Here is a 23,013-nt window from a genome sequence, read left to right as displayed (position 1 = left end):
TCGGCTAAATCATCTATCACCCCGATGGGAATCAATCGATCAAAACAATTTATTACGCGCCTGAAATACATATATAACACATCGATACCGCCATTATTTGGCTCGATATCTCAGCAATGAGCTTTGGATATGGAAAACATCAGGGTTTTCGACGTGCTGAAGAGGCTGGAGGAAGCCAAAATTTCCTTCCGGCTTGCGCGGGATCGGCCGGATACGATCAGGGTCGACGCAACGCTCTACGGGTTGCGCCTCGAGATCGAATGCTTTGACGACAACCACGTCGAGGTATCGACCTTCCGAGGGACCGAAGACATCGATGGAGAGTATGATTATCTGCTGAAGATACTGGCCGAGAATCCGATGGATTAGGTTCGGCAATGCGCTATTGCGGCCGTCGGCAGGACGCAACGTTCGATCGTCAAGCCTCATTCCGGCCAGCGCAAAGCCGCCGCCGCCGCCAGCGTCCCGACCACGGCGGCGATCAGCGTCAGCGCGGCCAGCACGGCCAGGGGCACGAGGAACGGCACCGTCCCCCCGCTCGCCGCCTGGGCGGCCGAGACGCCGAAGATCAGCGTCGGGATCATCAGCGGCAGCACCAGCACAGCCAGAATCAGCCCACCCCGGCGGATCGAGGCCGTCAGCGCCGCGCCCACCGCGCCGATGAAGCTGAGCGCCGGCGTCCCGGCGAGCAGCGTCAGGGCCGTGGCGCTCATGGCGGTGCCGTCGAGGGCGACGAGCAGGCCGAAGAGCGGCGCGGCCAGCGCAAGGGGCAGGCCGGTGGTCAGCCAGTGTGCCGTCACCTTGCCCAGCACCACCAGTTCGAGCGGCACCGGCGCGGCGGTCATCAGGTCGAGGGAGCCGTCCTCCTCGTCGGCCTGGAACAGGCGGTCGAGGCCGATCAACGTCGCCAGCACGGCGGCGAGCCATAGGATTGCAGGTCCGATCCGCGAGAGCAGATTCAGATCGGGGCCCAGGGCGAAGGGCACCAGGGCGACGATCATCAGGAAGAAGACCAGCGATAGGGCGCCGGACCCGCCGACCCGACCGGACAGGCGCAGGTCGCGGGCGATGAGGGCGAGGAATGCGCGGATCACGCCCACTCCTCCGACACGTCCAGGACGGCGTCAGCGGCGGCCGTCTCGATGCGCAGCTCGGCGGCGTCCGTAAGACCAAGCGTCTGGTGCGTTGCCGCGATCACGAGCCCGCCCTCGGCCCGGTGTGCCGCCATCAGGCCGGCGAGGACCGCCTGCGAGGCCGTATCGAGGGCCGCCGTCGGCTCGTCGAGTAGCCAGAGCGGCCGGGCGCAGACGAGGAGCCGCGCCAGCGCCACACGCCGCCGCTGACCGGCCGAGAGATAAGCCACCGGCAAATCGTGGGCATGGCCGAGGCCGAGCCGCTCCAGGGCGTCACCGGGCGACAGGCGCGGCGCCCCCAGGAGACGCTGGGCGAACAGCAGATTTTCCCCCGCGGTGAGCGAACTCTTCAGGCCGTCGCGATGGCCGACCGCGTGCAGGCATTCCGGCAGGCTGGCCTCCCCAACATCGGTGATCGTGATCCGCCCGGCATCCGGCCGCAACCGTCCGGTGAGAATGGCGAGCAGGCTCGACTTGCCGGCGCCGTTCCGCCCGGTGACCGCGAGGGCGTCGCCGGGCCCGAGGGCGAAGGACAGGTTGGCGAAGATGCGGCGCCCGGAGCGGCGGCAGGCCAGATTGTCCACGCTGAGCCGCACCCGATCCCCCGCCCCGTCCCGTTCCGCCCTCCATGCCCGATTGCGCCGTGGAACGGAACCGCACGGCCGAGCTGAGCTTTCGTCCCGAAACGGAGGTTTGCCGATGGCCGAGGCGAGGAACCCGAGCGAGGCGGATGTCGCCGCGACGCCCGACGCGGTGGCCGGCCGCGCCAAGGTCGAGGCGCGCATAGCCGCCTGTACTCCGGAGGAGCAGGCCGCGTTCTGGGACGCGGTCGGGCGCTGCTTCGGTGGCGGCAAGCCGCCGGAGATAGAGCCGGCCGGCGAGTAATCAGGTGCCCTTGCGGGTGAGCGCCCGCAGCGCGCCGCGAAAGGTCCGGACATCCTGCTCGGTCAGGCTCATGCGGTGGAGCATGTCGCGCATGTTGCGGGCGATGATGTCGCGCTTCTCCGGCGGATAGAAGCCGGCGGTGTCGAGGGCTGCCTCCAGGTTCCCGAACAGCGCGACCAGCGCCTCGCGGGTCGCCGGCGGCGAGAGCAGCTCGCCCGAGAACGGCAGGTGCGCCCGCCCGCTCGCCTGGCGCCATGCGTAGCCGACAAGCAGCACCGCCTGGGCAAGGTTGAGCGAGGGGAAATCCGGCGAGACCGGAAAGGTCACGATGGCGTCAGCCAGCGACACCTCGTCGTTGGTGAGCCCGACCCGCTCGCGGCCGAACATCACCGCGGTCCGCTGGCCCTCCCGGGCGACCAGCTCGGCCATGGCGTCATCGGGCGAAAACACCCGCTTCATCTGTCCGCGCTCGCGCGCCGTGGTGGCGAGCACATAGTGGCAATCGGCGATCGCCTCGGCGACGCTGCCGAAGAGCGTCGCGCGGTCGAGGACGTGGGTCGCGCCCGAGGCCGCCTCGCGCACGCCCTTCTTGGGCCAGCCGTTCTTCGGATTGACGAGGCGCAGGTCCGACAGGCCGAAATTCGCCATGGCGCGGGCCGTCATGCCGATATTCTCGGCGAGTTGCGGCTCGACCAGGATCACCGTGGGGGCGATCCCCAGCGGCAGTTCAGTGACCTTCCTGGGGGCGTCGCCCTGTGCGTCTCGGCTCGTCATGCGGGCGGTCTGGCATGGCCGGCCCTCGCCCGTCGAGGCCCGGGTGACGAAGCCGCCCGGATGACAGCCCGCGCCTTCCGTCGCCGGAAAGGCCGCGCTATGTCGCGGGGCGAATTTCCGTCCGACCCGTCCGGGCGGGCGACCGCACGGCCCTTGCATGCCGTGCGCAGGGACAACGCGGAAGGCATCGTTCCATGGCGAAGATCAAGGTTGCGAACCCGGTCGTCGAGCTCGACGGCGACGAGATGACCCGGATCATCTGGGCCGAGATCAAGAACAAGCTGATCCACCCCTATCTCGATGTCGATCTCGAATATTACGACCTCGGCGTCGAGCACCGCGATGCCACCAACGACAAGGTGACGGTCGATGCCGCCGAGGCGATCAAGCGCCACGGCGTCGGCGTGAAATGCGCCACCATCACGCCGGACGAGGCCCGCGTGAAGGAGTTCAACCTGAAGGAGATGTGGCGGTCGCCGAACGGCACGATCCGCAACATCCTGGGCGGCGTGATCTTCCGCGAGCCGATCATCTGCAAGAACGTGCCGCGGCTCGTGCCCGGCTGGACCCAGCCCTTCGTGATCGGCCGCCACGCCTACGGCGACCAGTACCGCGCCACGGACTTCAAGGTGCCCGGCAAGGGCCGCCTCACCATCAAGTTCGAGGGCGATGACGGCACGGTCATCGAGAAGGAGGTGTTCAAGTTCCCCGAGGCCGGCGTCGCCATGTCGATGTACAACCTCGACCAGTCGATCATCGACTTCGCCCGCGCCTCGCTGAACTACGGCCTCGCCCGCAAGTACCCGGTCTACCTGTCGACCAAGAACACCATCCTCAAGGCCTATGACGGCCGGTTCAAGGACCTGTTCCAGAAGGTCTACGAGGAGGAGTTCGAGGCGAAGTTCAAGCCGCTCGGCATCACCTACGAGCACCGCCTGATCGACGACATGGTGGCCTCGTGCCTCAAGTGGTCGGGCGGCTACGTCTGGGCCTGCAAGAACTACGACGGCGACGTGCAGTCGGATACCGCCGCGCAGGGCTTCGGCTCGCTCGGCCTCATGACCTCCGTGCTGATGACGCCGGACGGCCAGACCGTGGAGGCCGAGGCCGCCCACGGCACGGTCACCCGCCACTTCCGCGAGCACCAGAAGGGCCGCGAGACCTCGACCAACTCGATTGCCTCGATCTTCGCCTGGACCCGCGGCCTGTCGCACCGCGCCAAGCTTGACGGCAACGACGATCTGGCGAAGTTCTCTGCCACCCTTGAGAAGGTCTGCGTCGATACGGTCGAGGCGGGCTACATGACCAAGGATCTGGCGCTCCTCGTCGGGCCCGACCAGAAGTGGCTTTCGACCACGGGCTTCCTCGACAAGGTCGATCAGAACCTCAAGACCGCCATGGGTGCGTGAGGTGTACAGGCCTCCGGTCTGACTGAATGCGGCGGGCGTCCTTGCGGCGCCCGCCGTTTCGTTGCGTGGACGGCCTTGCGCACGCAGCGGGATGGCGCGCTGACGCAATCGGAACAGGTGAACCGCGCGAGCCCCGCGCGCATACGTCCGTGTGTTGCGGCGAGTGGCTGCTAACGACGCCCGTCAGACCTATCCAGAGTTACCGGCGCTTCCCAAACGCGGTCATCGCCGCGCATTGGCAATCTCGGAGCGCTCCCGCCTCAATCGCGCACGCGTTCGACGAGGGACAATAAGCACCCGGGTCGTGCTGTATGGATGTTCACGAACCGCGTGCGCAGGTCTGTGAGAGCACGTTGCAGAGGATCACCGACATCCTCCCCCGAACAAACCCGTCCAAGGTCGTAGAGGCATTGATGCTCTGCATCATACGCTCTGACTGAAACGAGTGGGTTCGCTCGCACGATGGGAGCGATCTCGTTGATGACCTCGTGACGGGGGCAATCGGCCTCGTGAAGAAAAATGGGACTGGGCGTCCAATAAATGCCACGTGGCTGAGGTAAATCGTAGGATCCGAGCAGCATCGTCTCTCCTGGAACAGCGAGTTGCAGGCAATGCCTGCATGGAAATCCGCCACTCGCTGTTGCGACGACCTTACGAACGCGATTGCCGCGATCATCTATTCCACTGTCTCGAAATCGATCGGCTGTCTCTGTCGCAATCGCAACGCATCGAAACCTCGTCATGTGCGCACCTCCGGAGCGCGTCCGTAAAACCCGGTGCCGTGGGTCGCATCCCGCTTCTTGCTATCCAATCGCCGCAACCATTCGCGATGTGGACTGCCGCTACGTATCGGTGCAGAGCGAGACGCCGACATCCCTCGCTTGCCATTTCACTCAGAAACGGACCGGCCAGAAACCACCCTGCGTGGACGAACGGTGAGCAGGAGGCGGAAACTCCTTGTGCCTATCCGGTTCTCCGACCCGCCGGCAGTGATCGCTCAGCGTCCTTGGGCTTCGGCATGCGGCAAATATCCGGTGTCGTTTCTCCATGTTTCTTAGCCATAGCCCGACTAAGTTGAGCGCGAAATCGCCAGGAAAAACTTCATGAAAGCATAAGCTCCAGCAGGTACGAGTCGACCCAGGAGTTTGACATGCGTGCCATTCTAACCTGCGTTACGCAGCAGCACGATGAACGGTTGCTGCTATTGGCGGCGCTCGTCTGCATCGTCGGCATCTATGCGACCTCCGCCATTGCCTCTCACGCAGCCCGTTCCGAAGGGCTGCTCCGAAGGAAATGGGGTATCGTCAGCATCGTCGCCGGTGGATGTACGGCGTGGGCGACGCACATGATCGCGCTGCTGGCTTTCCAGCCCGGCATGGCGGCAGGCTTCGAGCCAATCCTGACCGCAGCATCCCTGCTCTTGGTGATCGGCGGCATCGGTTTGGGGGTTTGGCTGTCCATTGGAGCGCAACGCCGCCAGCGTCGCTTCCTGGCCGGCGTCATCATCGGACTGGGTGTGACGGCCCTTCATTACGTGGGGCAAGCCTCCTACCGGGTCACGGGACATGTCCTCTGGGACATGGGCGTGGTCCCCCCGACCATCCTAGCCAGCCTCAGCCTGTCGGGCTTGGCCTTGATCCTCGCGGGTGAACGCGAGCGCGCCGTGCGCCGCCTTGCTGGCCCCTTGCTCCTGTTGGCCATCGTCGTTCTCCACCTCGGGGGGATGACCGCGATGACCCTCACCTTCGATCCAGCCGTACCGTTGCCGGATACCGCGATCGCGCCATCGACCATCGCACCCGTGATCGCCGCTGTCTCCTTCGGTCTGATGACGCTCGCCTTCTTCGGGCTGCGCATGACCCTCAACGCACGGGCGCAGATCCGCCGCGATCGCGAACGTCTGCGCGAGTTGGCCAGCGTAGCGCTCGAAGGCTTGGCCGTGTGCGACGGCGAGTACATCACCACCGCCAACCGCAGCCTCGAACGCCTGTCGGGCATGTCGCAGGCCCAGCTCGTCAATTGCCGCCTGACGCGGCTTCTGCCGGGTCTCATCGCGTCCGACATCCCGGAACAGGAGGAGCGCGAAGCCGAACTAATCGGTGCCGATGGTCAGTCCGTTCCGGTTCGCGTGCTGCGGAAGGAGATCTCCCTCGGTCACAAGCGGCAGACGGTCATCGCCTTCCGCGATCAGCGGGAGCGTTTGCGTTCGGAAGCCCGCCTGCGCACCCTGGCTTTCACGGACGCCGTGACGGGGCTGCCGAACCGGGCGCGGTTCGGCGATCTGCTGGCGCACCGCGTCGCCGCCCAGCGTGAGCAGGAAGATGGCTTCGCCGTCTTGATGCTCGACCTCGATCGCTTCAAGTTCGTGAACGATACCCTCGGCCACGCAATGGGCGACGAGTTGTTGCGCAAGGTCGCCGCCCGTCTGCAATCCGCCCTCGCCGAAGGGGACATCGTCGCGCGTTTCGGCGGCGACGAGTTCGCGATCCTCCTGCTCGATAGAACCGCCGTTTCGGATCCTGGGGCGGTCGCCGCGCGGCTCGTTGCGGCGATGAATCGGGTTTTCCTGCTCGATACTCAGCTCGTCCATGTCGGCGCGAGTGTCGGCATCGCAATCGGCCATCAGGACGGACATCACGGCGACGAATTGTTGCGGAACGCCGATCTCGCCCTGTACAAGGCGAAAGCGGAGGGCAAGGGAACGTTCAGGTTGTTCGAGCCGGCCATGGCAGCACAGATGTTGCTGCGCAGCCGCCTAGAGGCTGACATGCGTCGCGCCCTGACCGCCGGTGAGTTCGAAGTCCACTATCAGCCATTGGTCGATGCCCAGACTGGAGCGGTGACGGCAGCGGAGGCCCTGGTCCGCTGGCGTCATCCGGAGCAGGGCCTCATCCCGCCTGCGGACTTCATCCCCCTCGCGGAAGAGACAGGCCTGATCGCGCAACTCGGCGCCTGGGTGCTGCGCACCGCATGCAGCGACGCGGCAGCGTGGCCGAGCACGATCACGCTCGCGGTAAACCTGTCGCCGGTGCAGTTCCGCGACGACCATCTTCCGGACTTGGTGGCGTCGATCCTGGATGCCACTGGGTTCGCCGCCCACCGGCTCGAACTCGAGATCACCGAGGGCGTGATGCTCGAGGATGAGGCCCGCACGCTCGCGCTGCTGACCAAGCTCAAGGCGATCGGTGTGTCCCTCGCCATGGACGATTTCGGAACCGGCTACTCGTCGCTCAGCTACCTGCGCCGCTTTCCTTTCTCGAAGATCAAAATCGATCGGTCCTTCATCCGCATGCTCCCGGAGGACAGCGAGAGCGCTGCCATCGTCCGGGCCATCATCACGATGGGGGCCTGCCTCGGCATGGCGACGACGGTCGAAGGGGTCGAAACCGCCGAGCAATATGCCTTCGTCGCCGCCGAGCAATGCGGGCAGGTTCAAGGATACCATGTCAGCCGGCCGTTACCGTTCGCCGATTTCTTGACCTTCCTTAACCTTTCGGCGATGGCCGCCTGATTGTCTCGGCGCTACGTCGGGAAATTCATCGAGCAAAGTCTACAAAATCAGGCACGCCCTGTCCGAAGACGTGGCTGGAGACGCCCGGCCTCAAGCCGCCACCAGCAGCGCAGCCCCGGCAACACCGGACAGGACCAGCCGCAGCCGGCCGAGCCAGAGCGGCGCGAGGCCCCGGCGGGGCAGATCCTGGTCGATCAGGCCCCAGGCGAGCACGAGGACACCGAGAATGCGCAGATCCCAGGGTGCCGGTGCCGCCATCGCGGCCCAGGCCACCAGGGAGGGGATGATCGCCACGAGGTAATCGGCATTGCCGGCATTGCGCGCGGCGGCAGCGCCCCAGCGGATGCCGCCCAGGAACGAGGCGATCACCGCGCCGTAGGCCGACAGGATCGTCCGCGGCGCCAATCCGAGACTGCTCAGACCGCCGTCACTGCCCGAAACCGCCAGAGCCGCGAAGCCCAGGAACGGGATAAGACCGGCCACGCCGAGCACGAGGGCGCCGATCGGGATGGTGTTCCGGCGCGGCATCCATCCTCCGAGCAACCGCAAGAGCTGGCAACCCGCGCGGCACAACCGCCGGTCCATCGCCGCCCAGGCGGAGCGTTCCCGCATCGCGGGAGCGCGGTCAAGCTCGGATCGTCCGGCACCGCGCTCCTGTAAACCGTCGCTAGGATCGCTTCGGACCGCCGGTGAAAGCTACCGGGCTGGGCGCAGGAGCGCCGAGCAAGGACATCGGGGCCGTGGCACCGGCCTTCGGGCTCGGCGGCTCGTTGACCGCCGCGTCAATCTTTCGCGGCTTGAACGAGGCCGCGAGGGACTTCGCACGGGCGAGTTCGGTCGTGCTCAGCTTGTTGGCCACGTCGTCGCGCTTCTTGGCAGCGTCGTCGTCGCCCTGGCCGGCGGCGGCCGCGAACCAGGCGTAGGACTGCACCAAATCCTGGGTCAGACCCATGCCGCGGGCGTACAAGACGCCGAGGTTGTACTGGCTGTCGCGGACCCCGAACTCCGCGCCCTGACGGAACCACGAGGCCGCAGAGGCGAAATCCGGCTTTCCGTTGGCGGCCGGATTCTCGGCAAAGATTACCGCGAGGTTGTGCATCGACCGGGCGTGACCCTGCTCGGCGGCGCGGCCATACCATTGCTTGGCCTTGTCGAGATCGCGGACCACGCCGGCGCCCTTCTCGTACTGGCCCGCGATCTTGTATTGCGCCGGCGCGTAGCCCGCGGAAGCCAGCTTCTCGAAGAGCTTGGCGGCCACCGCGAGGTTGCGGGGCATGCCACGGCCATCGGCTTCCCGGGTGGCCAGGTCCCAGACTGCCGTGCCGTCGCCTTCGAGGGCCGCGGACTTCACCGCGGCGAGGCCGGGCGGCACGCTGCCGAGATCTGCTTGAAGGGTGTTCATCCCCGCAACCTGCGGCAGGGGGGCTTTTACGGCGCCCGCGTGGGCTTCGGCAGGCACCGGGTTCGGCAGGGCCTGAGTGGTCGTCGGATCGGTGACCAGCGGCTTTGCACCGGGCGCATCCTTCCAGCCCTCGGCCCCGGCAACCTTGGCGACGTCCTTCGCGGCGTCCTTCGCGGCGTCCTTGGCAACCCCCTCGGTCTGGGATCCGGCCGCGACCTTCGTGGGATCGCCAGCCACCTCGCTGTTGGTTGGCGCGGCTTGGCCCGCGGCGACGACCGGGCGGGGCTCGACCGGGGCGCGCAGCTTGACCGTCTGCAGGGCACCGAGCGCCAGGATGATCGCGGCCAGCCCGAGCAGCAACGGCCGACGGCGGCGGTCCATCTCGCTCCGCAGCTGGCTGAGGCGACCCGGCTCGCCCGCCGCCTCCGGGGACGCGGGCTTGGCGGCGCGGGTGTCCCGACGGTCGGTCGGCGCCTCGGCTGCCAGTTCCGCCTGGGCGGCCTGCGCGGCACGGCGCGCCGCCGCGATGAAGCTCGTCTTGATATCGCCCTCGGCGCCGGGCTCGACCGGCAGCCGGACGCGGGCCGATTCGGCCTGCGGATCCTGGGCAGACCGGCGGCTTGCCGCACCACGGTCGCCACGCGGCGCGCGCGCCGGGCGCCCACTGCCGGGTTCCAGAAGGTCCGCGGCCAGTACGGGGGCCTCGGCCCTCACAGGCCGGCCGGACGGGTTCATGTCTGCGGCGGCGAGCGCCACCTCCGGGCTCGTCGAGGACATCAGGCGCTCGCCGAGGGAGGGCGCCCGCGGATCCACCGTCTCCGAGGGGCCTAGCCGCACGAGGAGGCGTTCAAGAGCCGTCTGGACACCCTCCAGCGTAGCGCCAAGGCGCTGGTCCGAGGCGGCCTGCCGCGCCTGCATGTCGGCGAGGCTCGCACGCAGAAGGCCGATCTCGCCCGAATCCGCGGCGATGCCGGCTCCGCTGAGGGTCTGCGCGACCGCGTTGCGGGCGGCACGCTCGACCACGGCCTCGCTCGGCGCCGCGTCCCGAAGAGCCGCGACCTGCGCGATCAGATCGCCCATGGTGCGCTCAAGTCCTGCCAGCGCCGGATCGCCGCCATGGGGCGTGTCCAGCCGGTCGGCGAGGGTCATCACCTGCTTCTCGAGGGCGTCGAGGCCGTCGCGCTCGCCGGCTTCGTCCACCTTCTCGGCCAAGGTGTGGAGCATTGCCTGGATCGAGGCCATCTCGCCGGGCTGAGGCTGGGCCACCGCGTCGACCGCCTCGGACAGCCCCTGCCGCGCGCAGAGGTGATCGACCTTCTCGGCCAAAGTCTCGATCTGCTCCGCCAGCACTGCGGGTGCCGCGATCTTCACCTCGCCGCGGATCTCCTCCAGCAGAGGGCGCAGGTCGGAGCCAGCCCCAAGGCGCTGCAGCTGCGCCACCTGGGCGCTGACGACCTGCAGGCTGTTCGCGAGGCTCTGGATCCGCTCCGGATCGGCCAGCGCCGTGATCAGCTGCCGGATCGCGTCGAGTTCAGCGAACAGCGCAGCCAGCGTCTGCCCCTCAGGATCGGTCGGGCCGGTCGCGGCCACATCGTCGAGGCGCTCGGCCAAGCGGCGGACATCCTCCGCGACGCGGGCATGGACATTGTCGGCGACCTCTTCGGCCAGACGTTCGATCTGGAGCCGGATCTCCTCGATCGGCGCCGCGATCGCGGTGAGGTCGGTGCCGACCCGGGCGCGCTCAAGACCGCTCGTCAACGCGGTGACGGCCTGCTCCAAAGCACCGATGTCGCGGCTCGTTGCCAGCTGATCGATGGCTTGGCGCAGGCGCACGGTCTCCAGCTGAAGCTCGGAGAGGGCAGCCGAGGTCGCGGTGCCATCCTCGGTCCGCGCCTCCAAGCGGCGGGCGAGGTCGAGGCGCATGCTCGCAACCACGCCACCATCCGCGGCGGCCCGCGACGCGGCATCGCCCGGAACGTCCTGCGACAACTCCTGCTGACGCTGGCGGATATCCTGGACCGCGTTGCGGATGTCGGCGGCGGCCGGGCGCGTGCGGCGGCCAAGCTGACGCTTGGAAGCGACCTGCTCGCCGAGCTGCGACATCCGGCGCTCGATATCGCTCAAGCGCTCTGTCACTTGGTGGACCGGTGCCGCCTTCAAGGCGTGCTCAATCCGGGCCTCGATCTGGGCGAGCCTCTGCGACTCGGCGATCAGCGCCTCCCGCCGATCCGCATCCAGGGCGCGGTCGATGCCGTCGAGCCGGTCCATCAGAGCGGCGATGCCGTCGTTGTAGGTCTCGGCGATGGGTGTCGGACGAACGGCCGGGATACCATCGGCCGGGACCGCCGCCTGGCGCGCTTCGGGCCGATCGGCGATCACCTCCGGGCGGAGTGCCGATTCTGGTCGGGCAGTCGGCCGGTCGAGCTGCTCGGCGCGCAGACGGCGACGCTGGCGGCGGTTGCCCGGAGCTCCCGATTGCGATTGCGGCACCACTGACGCGATCCAGGTTTCCAGCGGAACCCCCGCCCGAGCAGCAACGTCGCGGGCGGCGTCGAGCACCTCAGGATCGAAACTGTCCAGCTGCGGCATCGCGGTGCGGGTCATCGGTGGCCTGTGGTCGGCAGCGTTCGGCGTTCGCTCCTGGGCGCGGCTGCGGTTTCCCCAGCTGGGTATCCACGGAACGCGCCTAGGATCGTTCGAACGTGACCATTAACTTTCTTGGTAAACACGAGGTTAAGGGTCTGATGCTCTGGTAATCGTGCTGGCGGAGACGCCGCCGTAAAGTTCGAGGCCTGTCACGGCGTTGCGCTATCAAGCCGTTGCTCCGGAGGCGGCCGGGCCGTTACATTCCGTGTGGAGAGCGGATCCAACCGAGAGGTCCGCGCGCAGGGGGAGGCCCGAAAATGCCGCAGTACCGCGCACCGGTCGACGACACGCTGTTCCTGCTCAGCGACGTGCTGGGCTTTCACGCCCGGGATAACCTCGCGGGTTTCGCCGACGCATCCCCCGATGTCGTCGAAGCGGTGCTGCGCGAGGGCGCCAAGCTCGCCGAGGAGGTGCTGGCTCCGCTGAACCGGACGGGCGACATCGAGGGCTGCCGCCGGGAGGCCGATGGCACCGTGCGCACCCCCACCGGCTTCAAGGCGGCGTACGACACTTACGCGCAGGGCGGCTGGATGGGCCTCTCGGTTCCCGAGGCCTATGGCGGCCAGGGCCTGCCGCATACCCTCAACACGGCGATCCAAGAGTTCGCCTCGGGGGCGAATCTCGCCTTCGGGATGTATCCGGGCCTGACCCAAGGTGCGATGGCGGCCCTGCTGGTTCACGGGACCGACGACCAGAAGGCGCTTTACCTGCCGAAGATGGTCGAGGGCGCTTGGACCGGCACCATGAACCTGACCGAGCCGCATTGCGGCACGGATCTCGGTCTTCTCAAGACCAAGGCGGTGCCGAATGGCGACGGCTCCTACAGCCTCACCGGCACCAAGATCTTCATCTCGGCCGGCGAGCACGACTTAGCCGAGAACATCGTCCACCTCGTCCTGGCCCGGATCGAGGGCGCGCCTGCCGGCACGAAGGGCATCTCGCTGTTCGTGGTGCCGAAATTCTTGGTGAACCCGGACGGATCGCTCGGCGCCCGCAACGGCGTGTCCTGCGGCTCCCTGGAGCACAAGATGGGCATCCACGGGAATGCCACCTGCGTCATGAATTACGACGGGGCGACGGGCTGGCTGGTCGGCCAGGAGAATCGCGGCCTCAACGCCATGTTCGTGATGATGAACGAGGCGCGGCTCGCGGTGGGCGTGCAGGGCCTGGGGCAATCCGAGGTCGCCTACCAGAACGCCGCCGCCTACGCACGGGACCGACTCCAGGGCCGTGCGCTGACCGGCGCCAAGGCGCCCGACAAGGTTGCAGACCCGATCATCGTGCATCCGGACGTGCGCCGGACTCTCCTGCAGATCCGCGCCTTCAACGAGGCGGCCCGCGCGCTGATGCTCTGGACGGCGCTGCAGGCCGATATCCTGCACCGCTCGGAGGATGCCAAGGAGCGGCAGGCGGCCGACGACTACCTCGGCCTGATGACCCCCGTGGTGAAGGGCGTCCTCACCGATCGCGGTTTCGCGAATGCCGTCGAGGCGCAGCAGCTGCTGGGCGGGCACGGCTACATCGAGGAATGGGGCATGTCGCAGTTCGTGCGGGATGCGCGCATCGCGATGATCTACGAGGGCGCCAACGGCATCCAGGCGATGGACCTGATCGGCCGCAAGCTGCCGAAAGACGGCGGCCGGGCGATGATGGCCTTCCTCGGTGAGATCCAGACCTTCCTGAAGGACCACGGGGAGGATCCCACGATGGCGCCGTTCGTCAAGCCACTCCAGGCCGGGGTGAACGATCTCCAGGCCGCCGTGATGTGGTTGATGCAGAACGCGTTCAGCAAACCCGACAATGCAGGAGCGGGCGCTACCGACTTCATGCACCTCTTCGGGCTCGTTGCGCTGGGCTACATGTGGGGCCGGATCGCCAAGGCGGCGCTTGCCGAGCAGGACGAGGCGCCCTCCCCGCGCTGGGAGTCGAAGCTCACGGGCGGCCGGTTCTTCATGGAGCGGATGCTGCCGGAGACGGGTCTGCGGCTGGCGCGGATCAAGGCCGGGGCGGAGAGCACCATGGCGCTGGAGGCGGAGGCGTTCTGAGGGCGACAGAGGCCCATCACCGGCAGTCTTGTTCCGGTTTTAGAAGCTGGGACAAGGCACGCGGTGCACGGGTGCGCACGGACCGGCCACACGCGCCTTGATTCTTATCGTCGATGAACTGATTGCGACTCAGACACCGAGTTCGGCGTGAGATCCGATGCGGACCAACTGGATCGTCGCGGCATCGGGACGCCGAGAGATCAGCTCGAAATCCGGTTTGACGTCACAGTCCCGAGGGTCCTGCCAATCGCCGACCAGGGCATGCTCCGGACGTCGCGCCTCGAGCGGGAGATCGGCCGCAAGCGTGGCGCGGTGGCGACCCGTCATCTCTGATTCAGGGGCGCGTGTGAACTCGCCGGTGTGCTCAATCGTCCGTATTCAGGATGGCCACCGGCGAGACCTCGTCGTGGAAACGCGGCAGACCTCCCTGGCGCGCTTCACGCATGGCGGCAATCAACGTCTCGATGGGCGCGAACGGTCACGCCTTTTCGCGGGCAACACGCGTCAGCAGCAGCCTTACGGCATCGGACACCGTGAAACCGAGGCCGGCCAGAACGGCGGCAGCCTCTTCCTGCGTGACGGGATCAACGTCGGTTTCGCTCGCGACATTCGCCATCGTGACACCCTTTGGACGGGCCGCCCGCTCAAACAACACAGAGATTCGAAAACCGGACCGCCGGTGCAGCCTGTTCGTCGAAACCGACGGTGCACGCTCAAGCGCTGAGCGCCCCATCCAGATCCTCGATCAGATCCGCCGGATCCTCCAGCCCGATCGACAGCCGCACCACGTCCGGCCCCGCCCCCGCGGCCGTCTTCTGCGCGTCAGTGAGCTGCCGGTGGGTTGTCGAAGCCGGGTGAATGACCAGCGAGCGCGTGTCGCCGATATTGGCGAGGTGCGAGAACAGCTGGAGGTTCGAGACTAGGTTCACCCCCGCCTCGTAGCCGCCCTCCAGCCCGAAGGTGAAGACCGCCCCCGCGCCATTCGGCGTGTAGCGCTTCGCGAGCTGATGGTAGCGGTCGGTCTCCAGGCCCGGGTAGCTGACCCACGACACCGCCGGGTGTTGCGACAGGTGTTTGGCGACCGTCAACGCGTTGTCGGAGTGGCGCTGCATCCGCAGCGGCAGGGTCTCGATCCCGTTGAGGATCAGGAAGGCGTTGAACGGCGACAACGCCGGCCCGAGATCGCGCAGGCCCAGCACCCGGCAGGCGATGGCGAAGCCGAAATTGCCAAACGTCTCGGCCAGCACCATGCCGGAATATTCCGGCCGCGGCTCGCTCATCATCGGATAGCGGGGATCCCCCGCCCATTGAAACGTGCCGCCATCGACGATCAGCCCGCCGATCGAATTTCCGTGGCCGCCGAGGAACTTCGTCGCCGAATGCACCACGATGTCGGCCCCGTGCTCGAAGGGCCGGATCAGGTACGGCGTCGCCATGGTGTTGTCGACGACGAGCGGGATGTTGTGCTTCTTGGCGATCTGCGAGAGCGCCGCCAGATCGGTGATCACGCCGCCCGGATTGGCAATCGACTCACAAAAAATCGCCTTGGTGCGTGGCGTGATCGCCGCTTCGAAGGCGGCCGGATCGTCGTTGTCGGCCCAGGCCACCGACCAGCCGAAGTTCTTGTACGAGTGATTGAACTGGTTGATCGAGCCCCCATAGAGCTTGTTGGAGGCCACGAACTCGTCGCCCGGCTGCATCAGGGCGTGCATCGTCAGGAATTCGGCGGCATGACCCGAGGCGACTGCCAGCGCGGCGGTTCCGCCTTCAAGGGCGGCGATGCGTTCCTCCAGCACGGCGTTCGTTGGGTTGGTGATCCGCGTGTAGATGTTGCCGAAGGCCTGGAGCCCGAACAGGGAGGCCGCGTGGTCGACATCGTCGAACACGAAGCTCGTCGTCTGGTAGATCGGTGTCGCCCGCGCGCCCGTAGCGGCGTCGGGGGCAGCGCCCGCGTGGATCGCCAGGGTGTTGAAGCCGGGCAGGCGGTCGGTCATCGTCGCGTCTCCTCGGAACGTGCGGACTTGTAGGCCCCGGTGGGCACGGCTCGCGAAAGTCTGCTCGCCTTGGGCTTCAACGCTCGGGCGGCTGCGCGTCCTGCCCCGGCCCGATATCGACATGCGGCTGACCGGCTTCGACCAGCGCCCGGTCCACGGCCTCGATGGCGACGAGCGTGCGGGTCAGATCCTCCGACATGGAGATGGGTGCCACGTCGAGGCCGCCGATCCGGCGGGCGATGGCATTGCGCTGCCGTGCCAGTGCGGCTCGGGCGCGGTTCAGGTCCTGGATCTCGTCCGCTGTCATTCGCGCTCCCTCTCCGATCCGGCGCCGCTCAATTTCCGGGCATCCAGTCGATGTTCGGCCGCTGCGCCAGGATGCGCTCGAAATAGTCGGCCACCGCCTGAGCCCCATCCGTGTGCATCATCGCGACGGGATGCGCGAGGTAGGCGCGGGCCAGATCGATAGGGATCGCGCCGGATTGAAGGGCACCCAGCACCTCGTCGATGAAAGCGTCGTTCGCTTCGTTGAAATCGTTCGACAGCTTCTTCCGGTCGTTCAAGGCCTTAATCGCCATTCCGCATCCTTGCTTCTCACCTGGGCTCAGGTTGGCCCCTCCGACCTTCCGAACCGGATACGGCATCCCGCGTTCCCGCAACAGGGTCCAATCCGGAACGGACGCGGCGCGCCTCGGTAACTCTGCGCTCGCCTCCATGGGAGCGAAAGCGCGCGCCCGGACGTTGATTGGGCATGTCGATGCATTCCTCAGACGCTTCACAGGGCCATACGGTCGAGATCGTTCCCTGCGCGGACGGTTTTCGGTGGGTCATCCGTGCACGTGGCGGAGCCGTCGTCGAATCCTCGCCCTATGCGTTCGTCTCCTCAAATGGAGCGCGCATCTCCGGCGAATGCTGGAAGCGTGAGCATTTCAACGACGGCGAGAATCTGTAGCGCGCCCTCCAGCGACCTGAACTCCGGTCCCGATCGCGAAGACGGCGGGACTGGGCTCGATGCGTGCCGCAGACGGGCCACCGCAAACAATTCGCCCGGCGCCACCGACTGATCATACTGATGCTTCCGAGCACGTCACGCGCACAACTTTTGCGCGCATAGACGCTGCGATACCGCGCTTAACGTGTATCGATTTTGTGTGTATGCCGGCCGACTTCGGAAGCAGGTAAGCAATATTGTACATCTCAAGTTGCGCGGATAATCAGAGAAGAAACGATTAATCATCGTCTGTTCAAAAGCCTGGCTTTGTCGGAATTTTAAGCGACAGCGCCCATCCTCGAGCCACCTTGGATAAGCAGGCTCGAGAACACGCGATGCTGGACGGTGACACAAGCGATCGGAACGAAATTTCCACGACACGGATGGGCTCGGTAACCTCGATCGATGGGTCCAAGGTTCATCTCGAACTCGCCGCGCAGAACGGCCGGCCCCACGTTCGGGCGACAGTCGGAAATTTCGTCCGGATCGAAGCCGGTCCGACCCTTCTAATCGGCATTATCACGACACTCTCGTCCGGCGGCGACCGCGCCCTTCGGCCCGGCGCCTATGCCAGCATCGACCTTCTCGGAGAGATCCTGTCCCAGGATGGGGTGAAGCGGTTTCGCCGGGGCGTGACCTGCTATCCCGCCATCGGGGATGCCGTGGATCTGCTGCCTCCGGGCGATCTCCGGATCCTCTATCAGGTCTCGGCCGCGAACATGGCCACGGTCGGCGCGCTGTATCAGGACCCGGATACGCCGGCCTGCATCAAGGTCGAGGATCTCCTGACGAAACACTTCGCGGTGCTGGGCACGACTGGCGTCGGCAAATCCAGCGGTGTCGCCGTCATCCTCGATCAGGTGATGCGTGCGCAGCAGGCGGTGCGTATCTTCTTGCTCGACGTGCACAACGAATATGCGTCCTGCTTCGGCGACCAAGCGAGCGTCATCAGCCCACGCAATCTGAAGCTGCCGTTCTGGCTCTTCAACCTGGAGGAGTTCGCCGACGTCGTCTACGGCGGCCGTTCCCCGGTCGACGAGGAGATCGAGATCCTCGCGGAGGTCATCCCGCTCGCGAAGAGCAAGTACGCGCAGTACAAGGAGGCGAGTGACCGGCAGGTCGTGAAGCGCACGATCGGCAAAAGTGCCGGCTTCACCGTCGATACGCCCGTTCCCTACATGTTGCAGGACCTGATCTCGCTGATCGACGAGCGGATGGGGCGCCTGGAGAACCGTGTCGGCCGGATGCATTATCACCGGCTGATCACCCGGATCGAGGCGCTGCGCAACGATCCGCGCTACGGCTTCATGTTCGAGAACGCCAATGTCGGCGGCGACATGATGGGCGAGATCCTGGGGCACCTGTTCCGGCTCGACCCGGACGGCCGACCGATGACGATCATGCAGCTCGCGGGTCTGCCCATGGAGGTCGTGGACGCCGTCGTCTGCGTCCTGTGCCGTCTCGCGTTCGAGTTCGGCATCTGGAGTGAGGGCGCGATCCCGTTGCTGTTCGTCTGCGAGGAGGCCCATCGTTACGCCTCGGCCGACCGTTCCATCGGGTTCACACCGACCCGGCGCGCCCTGTCGCGAATCGCCCGCGAGGGCCGCAAGCACGGCATCTATCTCGGGCTCGTCACGCAGCGGCCGGCGGAACTCGATGCGACGATCATGTCGCAATGCAGCACCCTTTTCGCCATGCGGATGACCAACGACCGCGACCAGGCTTTCCTGGCGGCGGCGGTCTCGGATGCCGTGAACCTGCTGACCTTCGTGCCGTCGCTCGGCACAGGCGAAGTCATCGCCTTCGGCGAGGGTGTGCCGATGCCGGTGCGGATGAAGTTCACCCCCCTGCCCCCGGAACGTCAGCCGCGCAACGACGTGAGCGGTCGCGTCTCCGAGCACGGCGACACGATCGCCGGCGCAGCCTTCGTGGGCGCGGTGGTCGAGCGCTGGCGCGGTGCGACCATGAGCAAAGTCAGCGGCCTCGAATCCGAGCAATCCGCGGGCGTGCGGCTGACTCGGGAGCCGGGCGCCGAGGGCGGGCACGGCGCCGCGCTCGACCAAGTGCATCGCCGCCTACTCCGGCGCCCCCTCGAAGCCGGCGACAACTCCGGTGAGGGGACCCTGCGCGCCGCCAAGACGCTCTGGCAGCAGGGCTGACGTGAGCACGCCCGCGTCCAGACATCGGCAGAGCCTCCTCGAAGCCGCCCTCCAAGCGCTTCCGGTCGGCGTCGTGGTCCACGACGAGCAGGGCCTATGCATCCTCGCCAATACGGCGGCCCGGGCCCTTGGGCCCCGGGCTGTCAACGACCTGCCGGCCAGCGCCCTTGAAAATCCCGCCGTCGCCGTCGTGACGGCGATTGGCGAACACGTCATCGAAGCCCAGGCTTCTACGGTCGTCACCGAATCGGACTTCTATACGCTCACGACCCTCACCGACGTCACGCACCACCATGCGATCCAGCGCGACCTGATCGCGCGGGCCTTCATCGATGCGCTAACGGGCCTGCCCAACCGGACGATGTTCGAGCAAAGCATCGAGGATCTGATCGCGACCGCGGGGCCAGACGATCGCTTCGCCGTGGCCTTCATCGATCTCGACAACTTCAAGCACATCAACGATTATTATAGTCATGCCGCGGGCGATGCTCTTCTGCGCAAGGTCTCGGATCGTATCCGCGGGGCCCTGCGGCCGAGCGACATGCTCGCCCGCATCGGCGGCGACGAGTTCGTGTTGCTGCTCCATCCGGTCGTGGACCGCGATGCAACCCTGGCGGCCGTCCAGGACATCTCGAAGCGCCTGAAACAGCCGTTCTTCATCGACGACCACGAAATCTTCGCCTCGGCCTCCATGGGCCTCAGTCTGTTTCCAGACCATGGAACCACCTACGAGGTGCTTCGTCGTCAGGCGGACAACGCCATGTACCGGGTGAAGGGCGGCGTCAAAGGCGGCGTCAGCGTCTTCGAGGAGACGATGAGCCACGCGGCCACCGCCCGGATGGCCGTGGAGCAGCGGCTTCGGCTCGCGATTCGCGACCGTTGCTTCTGCTGCGCGTTCCAACCCAAGGTCGACATGCGTACCCACGCGGTGACGGGTGTCGAGGTGCTCTTGCGCTGGCGGGACGAGTTGGGCGTGATCCAAGCCCCCGGCGATTTCATCGGGCTCGCCATCGAACTCGGGCTGATCAACGAGATCACGCTTCAGGTCCTCAGCGAAACCGTGCGGACCATGCCCGATATTGACGACGTGTTCGGGCCGCACGTGACCGTGAGCCTGAACATCGCCGCCAAACAGGCCTGCGACGTTCCGTTCATGTCGGCCTTCTGTGACGCCCTCGGGGCGACCGGCATGGCCAAGCGCTTCGTGCTCGAACTCACCGAGGAGGCGTTCTTCACCAAAGGTCGGTTCCAGCGCGAGGTGCTGCCCCGCATCAGGGCCATCGGGGCGCGGGTCTCCATCGATGATTTCGGCGTTGGCTACTCGTCACTGGCCGCGCTGGCGGAGATCACCGCGGACGAATTGAAGATCGACCGATCCTTCATCACGGACATCGACAAGCGGCCGCGCAGCCAGATCGTCCTCAAGGCGATCGAATCGCTCGGGATGGCGCTCGGAATGTCGGTGGTGGCCGAGGGTGTCGAGACCTTCGAGGAGGTCGCCTATCTCCTGGGGGCGACCCAGATTCGCTGCGCACAGGGCTACTATTACGCAAAGCCGCTGCTGATCGAGCAGATCCGGCAGGGGGATGCACGCACGGCCGTCCCGCGGGCGCCGGTCGCGCACAGCCGGACGTCGGACTTTCGGTCGCCAAGCAGCCTGAGGCGCGCTTAGGCGCGCCGCTGAAGTGGATGCCGGTTCGGCTGAGAAAGCGCTTCGGAACGTCAGTTTGTCGCCGAGGCGGATCGCACCACGATCGGTGGCGGCCGCGAGAAGCGCACGGATCATGCCGCGGGACCTCGCGCGAGACTTTATCCGTCGCCGGCCTGCGCAGGTTGAAAGGCGGAAACCGCGAAAACGAAAAAGGAGCCGCAGAGAAGCGGCTCCTCATGAGTCTATTCTACCGATCTGGTCAGTACTTGCGGATGATCGGCTCCGGCGACATCGGCACAGGATCGGCGCCGAAGCGGTAGGTCAGCCCCGCATAGATCGAGAGCGGTTGGGCCAAAGTGGTGGTCCGCGGATCGTTGATCGAGAGATTGCCGGCCACCGCCCCAGGCTCCACGAAAGTCCCGAACGTGGCGTAGCGGTTGTTGGTGAGGTTGGTGATGAGCCCGAAGATCTCCAAGTTCTTGGTCACCTGATACTTCGTCGTCAGGTTCATGACGTAATAGGCCGGCAGCTTGCGGTTCAGGTTCGATTCGTCGCCGCGGAAGTAGGACGAGGAGAATGCCGAGACGTTGAGGCCGAAGCGCCAGTTCGGCGTGATGTTATACTCGAACCCGGCTTTGATCTGATGATCCGGGATCAGCGGGATCTTGTCACCCGGCCGCACGCGGATACCGCCGTTTGGGATCACGTCGCCGCCTGTCGCGCCACCGGCCGCACCGGCGCCGGCCAGCGGGTTGTTGGGCGACGAGAGAGTGGCGTTGAACTGGAAGGTGGCATCGATCAAAGCGTAATTGGCGTAGATCAGCAGATCGGGCGTGACGACGTACTCGGCGCTCACCTCGATGCCCTGGCGACGCGTCGCCGGCACGTTGATGTAGTAGGCGCGGGCCGCGTTGCCGGCGACGGCGATCTGATAGAGATCGTTCGTCAGGTCGGTGCGGAACACACCGGCCTTGTAGGTCAGGGCGCCGCCCGAGAGGAAGCTCGGGATCACACCGCGGAAGCCGGCCTCGTAGGTCTGCCCGATGACCTGCTTGAGCGGCGGGTCTGCGACCAGCGAGTTCGGCAGCAGGCAGGGCTGGGTCGGGCTGGAGCAGGACAGCTCCAGCGGCGTCGGCGCGCGGTTCGATTCCGAGTAGCTGCCGTAGAGGTTGAGCGCCGGGTCGAACTGATAGGTCAGGCCCGCCAGCGGATTGACCTTGGTGTACTCGTTCACACCCGTGACGTCGGGCGAGAACCCGGTCTGATCGCGCGTCTGGATACGGGCGTAGTTGAGCCGGAAGCCGGCGGTGAGCGACAAGCGGTCGGTCACGTCCAGCGTGTCGGTGGCGTAGAGGCCGAGATATAGCGTCGATCCACTGACATTGGTCGGCGCGATGCCAAGCGCAGCGAGGGTCCGGATATCCGGCGTGCCCAGCCCTGGGATGTTGCCATAATACGGGCTGTTGGGATCGATCGAGACAGAGAGGTTCGGGTTGATGACTCCCAGCGTGCTCGACGACTTGAACGAGAAGTTCGAGGCGTCGACGCTGCCGCCGACCACAAAGGTGTTGGGCAGGCCGAAGACGCGGTCGCGGTTGGCGGCCTGCAACGAGCCGCCATAGGCCTCCGACTGTGTCAGGGTCGTATCGATCGTGCCGTACGGGACGTTCCGGAAAGGAATCGGCTGACCGTTCAGGCCCAGGATCGTGAACTGGTTGGCATAGGCCCGGCGCGCTGCCACCTGGCTGGTTGGCGGCGCATTCACGTTGAACGCATCGTCCTGATAGCAGAGGAAACCGCGGAAGCTGCCGCGCTTGCTGCACTGCTCGAAATTGCCGTCGTTGCCGTCGACGTAGTTTTCGCCGAAGCGCCGGTAATAGGCGTTGCCGGCGAGATCCCAGGTCGGCGAGATGTCCACCCGACCGGTGAGCTGAAGCGAGCCGACCTGTGTGGTCTGCGTCTGCGGGTACGTGAAGATCGCCCGCGGATCGACATGGGTGAAGTCCACCGGCGTCGCGGCCGCCGCCCCGTAGAAGCTGCGGGCGGCCAGACCGATCAGGTGGAACTCGGAATCCTGCGAGCGGTAGCCCAGATCCGCATAAAGCCGGCCGATCGTGCTCGGGTTCTCGTAGCGCCAGCCGCGGTCGTTCAGCCCGTCGCCGGTGAAGTAGAAGCTCCAGTTGTCCGCCACCTTGCCGTATTCGAGGTAGCCGGCGGTGCGGCCGTCCGAGCCGCCCCAGGCCGAGATCTCGGTGCCCTGCCAGGTGAAGCCGTTCTTCATCTGGATGTTGACCGCGCCGCCGATGGCGTTGAGGCCGAAGACGGGGTTGCCGGTGACCACGTCGATGCGCTGGATGGCCTGCGGCGGGATCAGGTCGAAGTTGACGACGTCGCCGAAGGCCTCGTTGATGCG

19 protein-coding genes are annotated in these 23,013 nt (G+C 66.3%); 7 read left to right on the top strand and 12 right to left on the bottom strand.

The window, feature by feature from the left end; genetic code table 11:
• The first annotated feature begins 129 nt into the window (after positions 1–129).
• Positions 130–369, top strand: coding sequence for a hypothetical protein (locus BLQ49_RS05295; RefSeq protein WP_091713970.1), 240 nt, complete (start codon positions 130–132; stop codon positions 367–369).
• A gap of 56 nt (positions 370–425) precedes the next feature.
• Here BLQ49_RS05295 and ccmB read toward each other — a convergent pair whose 3' ends face one another.
• Together ccmB and ccmA are read right to left on the bottom strand one after the other, a co-directional pair.
• On the bottom strand, positions 426–1,094 hold the full coding sequence (gene ccmB / locus BLQ49_RS05290) for a heme exporter protein CcmB (RefSeq protein ID WP_091714494.1): 669 nt from the start codon (positions 1,092–1,094) through the stop codon (positions 426–428).
• On the bottom strand, positions 1,091–1,729 hold the full coding sequence (ccmA, locus tag BLQ49_RS05285; RefSeq protein WP_091713968.1) for a heme ABC exporter ATP-binding protein CcmA: 639 nt from the start codon (positions 1,727–1,729) through the stop codon (positions 1,091–1,093). The genes ccmB and ccmA overlap by 4 nt, the downstream gene beginning before the upstream one ends.
• Before the next feature lie 103 nt (positions 1,730–1,832).
• Between ccmA and BLQ49_RS05280 the strand changes: the two genes are divergently transcribed.
• Positions 1,833–2,018, top strand: a complete 186-nt coding sequence (locus tag BLQ49_RS05280; RefSeq protein WP_091713967.1) for a hypothetical protein — start codon at positions 1,833–1,835, stop codon at positions 2,016–2,018.
• Here BLQ49_RS05280 and BLQ49_RS05275 read toward each other — a convergent pair whose 3' ends face one another.
• Positions 2,019–2,792: an RNA methyltransferase gene (locus BLQ49_RS05275; protein WP_091713965.1), complete on the bottom strand. Its 774-nt coding sequence runs from the start codon at positions 2,790–2,792 to the stop codon at positions 2,019–2,021.
• A 194-nt stretch (positions 2,793–2,986) separates the two neighbouring features.
• Between BLQ49_RS05275 and BLQ49_RS05270 the strand changes: the two genes are divergently transcribed.
• The gene (locus BLQ49_RS05270) at positions 2,987–4,201 is read left to right on the top strand and encodes an NADP-dependent isocitrate dehydrogenase (RefSeq protein WP_091713963.1); all 1,215 of its coding nucleotides are present in this window, start codon (positions 2,987–2,989) and stop codon (positions 4,199–4,201) included.
• 260 nt (positions 4,202–4,461) lie between these two features.
• Here BLQ49_RS05270 and BLQ49_RS05265 read toward each other — a convergent pair whose 3' ends face one another.
• Positions 4,462–4,944, bottom strand: coding sequence for a DUF1203 domain-containing protein (locus BLQ49_RS05265; protein ID WP_091713961.1), 483 nt, complete (start codon positions 4,942–4,944; stop codon positions 4,462–4,464).
• Between the two features lie 407 nt (positions 4,945–5,351).
• Here BLQ49_RS05265 and BLQ49_RS05260 point away from each other — a divergent pair, with 407 nt between their 5' ends.
• On the top strand, positions 5,352–7,712 hold the full coding sequence (locus BLQ49_RS05260) for a bifunctional diguanylate cyclase/phosphodiesterase (protein ID WP_091713960.1): 2,361 nt from the start codon (positions 5,352–5,354) through the stop codon (positions 7,710–7,712).
• A 90-nt stretch (positions 7,713–7,802) separates the two neighbouring features.
• On the opposite strand, the gene BLQ49_RS05255 is transcribed toward BLQ49_RS05260, so the two are convergent.
• Both BLQ49_RS05255 and BLQ49_RS05250 read right to left on the bottom strand, forming a co-directional pair.
• The gene (locus BLQ49_RS05255) at positions 7,803–8,240 is read right to left on the bottom strand and encodes a DUF3429 domain-containing protein (RefSeq protein ID WP_091713958.1); all 438 of its coding nucleotides are present in this window, start codon (positions 8,238–8,240) and stop codon (positions 7,803–7,805) included.
• Positions 8,241–8,379: 139 nt separating this feature from the next.
• Complete coding sequence (locus BLQ49_RS05250) at positions 8,380–11,718, bottom strand: SEL1-like repeat protein (protein WP_091713956.1); 3,339 nt, start codon at positions 11,716–11,718, stop codon at positions 8,380–8,382.
• 299 nt (positions 11,719–12,017) lie between these two features.
• On the opposite strand from BLQ49_RS05250, the gene BLQ49_RS05245 reads away from it, so the two are divergent.
• Positions 12,018–13,805, top strand: a complete 1,788-nt coding sequence (locus tag BLQ49_RS05245; RefSeq protein ID WP_091713954.1) for an acyl-CoA dehydrogenase C-terminal domain-containing protein — start codon at positions 12,018–12,020, stop codon at positions 13,803–13,805.
• Between the two features lie 129 nt (positions 13,806–13,934).
• Here BLQ49_RS05245 and BLQ49_RS05240 read toward each other — a convergent pair whose 3' ends face one another.
• The 5 genes from BLQ49_RS05240 to BLQ49_RS05220 all read right to left on the bottom strand — a co-directional run bounded on the left by BLQ49_RS05240 (position 13,935) and on the right by BLQ49_RS05220 (position 16,443).
• Positions 13,935–14,132, bottom strand: a complete 198-nt coding sequence (locus BLQ49_RS05240) for a type II toxin-antitoxin system mRNA interferase toxin, RelE/StbE family (RefSeq protein WP_244507449.1) — start codon at positions 14,130–14,132, stop codon at positions 13,935–13,937.
• A 151-nt stretch (positions 14,133–14,283) separates the two neighbouring features.
• A complete protein-coding gene (locus BLQ49_RS05235) occupies positions 14,284–14,421 on the bottom strand; it encodes a type II toxin-antitoxin system RelB/DinJ family antitoxin (RefSeq protein WP_091713951.1) in 138 nt (45 codons plus the stop codon).
• A 97-nt stretch (positions 14,422–14,518) separates the two neighbouring features.
• Positions 14,519–15,799: an O-acetylhomoserine aminocarboxypropyltransferase gene (locus tag BLQ49_RS05230; RefSeq protein ID WP_091713949.1), complete on the bottom strand. Its 1,281-nt coding sequence runs from the start codon at positions 15,797–15,799 to the stop codon at positions 14,519–14,521.
• Between the two features lie 76 nt (positions 15,800–15,875).
• On the bottom strand, positions 15,876–16,106 hold the full coding sequence (locus tag BLQ49_RS05225; RefSeq protein ID WP_091713948.1) for a hypothetical protein: 231 nt from the start codon (positions 16,104–16,106) through the stop codon (positions 15,876–15,878).
• 28 nt (positions 16,107–16,134) lie between these two features.
• Complete coding sequence (locus BLQ49_RS05220) at positions 16,135–16,443, bottom strand: hypothetical protein (RefSeq protein WP_244507448.1); 309 nt, start codon at positions 16,441–16,443, stop codon at positions 16,135–16,137.
• 682 nt (positions 16,444–17,125) lie between these two features.
• Here BLQ49_RS05220 and BLQ49_RS05210 point away from each other — a divergent pair.
• Together BLQ49_RS05210 and BLQ49_RS05205 are read left to right on the top strand one after the other, a co-directional pair.
• A complete protein-coding gene (locus BLQ49_RS05210) occupies positions 17,126–18,949 on the top strand; it encodes an ATP-binding protein (RefSeq protein ID WP_091713943.1) in 1,824 nt (607 codons plus the stop codon).
• A gap of 1 nt (position 18,950) precedes the next feature.
• A complete protein-coding gene (locus BLQ49_RS05205; protein WP_091713941.1) occupies positions 18,951–20,621 on the top strand; it encodes a putative bifunctional diguanylate cyclase/phosphodiesterase in 1,671 nt (556 codons plus the stop codon).
• Between the two features lie 238 nt (positions 20,622–20,859).
• Here BLQ49_RS05205 and BLQ49_RS05200 read toward each other — a convergent pair.
• Positions 20,860–23,013, bottom strand: a 2,154-nt coding sequence (locus BLQ49_RS05200; RefSeq protein ID WP_091713940.1) for a TonB-dependent receptor domain-containing protein, incomplete at its 5' end; no start/stop codon positions are given.

This window comes from Methylobacterium phyllostachyos (genome assembly GCF_900103445.1).
GTDB classification, from domain to species: domain Bacteria; phylum Pseudomonadota; class Alphaproteobacteria; order Rhizobiales; family Beijerinckiaceae; genus Methylobacterium; species Methylobacterium phyllostachyos.
Note: the sequence above shows the minus strand (reverse complement) of the source record. Positions and strands in the feature narration are given on the sequence as shown.

What these genes read in the sequence shown, in the direction of transcription:
- BLQ49_RS05230 (WP_091713949.1), bottom strand. Translation starts at nt 15,799, where the DNA reads ATGACCGACCGCCTGCCCGGCTTCAACACCCTGGCGATCCACGCGGGC.
- BLQ49_RS05265 (WP_091713961.1), bottom strand. Translation starts at nt 4,944, where the DNA reads ATGACGAGGTTTCGATGCGTTGCGATTGCGACAGAGACAGCCGATCGA.
- BLQ49_RS05295 (WP_091713970.1), top strand. Translation starts at nt 130, where the DNA reads ATGGAAAACATCAGGGTTTTCGACGTGCTGAAGAGGCTGGAGGAAGCC.
- BLQ49_RS05255 (WP_091713958.1), bottom strand. Translation starts at nt 8,240, where the DNA reads ATGCCGCGCCGGAACACCATCCCGATCGGCGCCCTCGTGCTCGGCGTG.
- BLQ49_RS05250 (WP_091713956.1), bottom strand. Translation starts at nt 11,718, where the DNA reads ATGACCCGCACCGCGATGCCGCAGCTGGACAGTTTCGATCCTGAGGTG.
- BLQ49_RS05280 (WP_091713967.1), top strand. Translation starts at nt 1,833, where the DNA reads ATGGCCGAGGCGAGGAACCCGAGCGAGGCGGATGTCGCCGCGACGCCC.
- BLQ49_RS05220 (WP_244507448.1), bottom strand. Translation starts at nt 16,443, where the DNA reads ATGCCGTATCCGGTTCGGAAGGTCGGAGGGGCCAACCTGAGCCCAGGT.
- BLQ49_RS05210 (WP_091713943.1), top strand. Translation starts at nt 17,126, where the DNA reads ATGCTGGACGGTGACACAAGCGATCGGAACGAAATTTCCACGACACGG.
- BLQ49_RS05260 (WP_091713960.1), top strand. Translation starts at nt 5,352, where the DNA reads ATGCGTGCCATTCTAACCTGCGTTACGCAGCAGCACGATGAACGGTTG.
- BLQ49_RS05270 (WP_091713963.1), top strand. Translation starts at nt 2,987, where the DNA reads ATGGCGAAGATCAAGGTTGCGAACCCGGTCGTCGAGCTCGACGGCGAC.
- BLQ49_RS05240 (WP_244507449.1), bottom strand. Translation starts at nt 14,132, where the DNA reads ATGACGGGTCGCCACCGCGCCACGCTTGCGGCCGATCTCCCGCTCGAG.
- BLQ49_RS05245 (WP_091713954.1), top strand. Translation starts at nt 12,018, where the DNA reads ATGCCGCAGTACCGCGCACCGGTCGACGACACGCTGTTCCTGCTCAGC.
- BLQ49_RS05235 (WP_091713951.1), bottom strand. Translation starts at nt 14,421, where the DNA reads ATGGCGAATGTCGCGAGCGAAACCGACGTTGATCCCGTCACGCAGGAA.
- BLQ49_RS05225 (WP_091713948.1), bottom strand. Translation starts at nt 16,106, where the DNA reads ATGACAGCGGACGAGATCCAGGACCTGAACCGCGCCCGAGCCGCACTG.
- BLQ49_RS05275 (WP_091713965.1), bottom strand. Translation starts at nt 2,792, where the DNA reads ATGACGAGCCGAGACGCACAGGGCGACGCCCCCAGGAAGGTCACTGAA.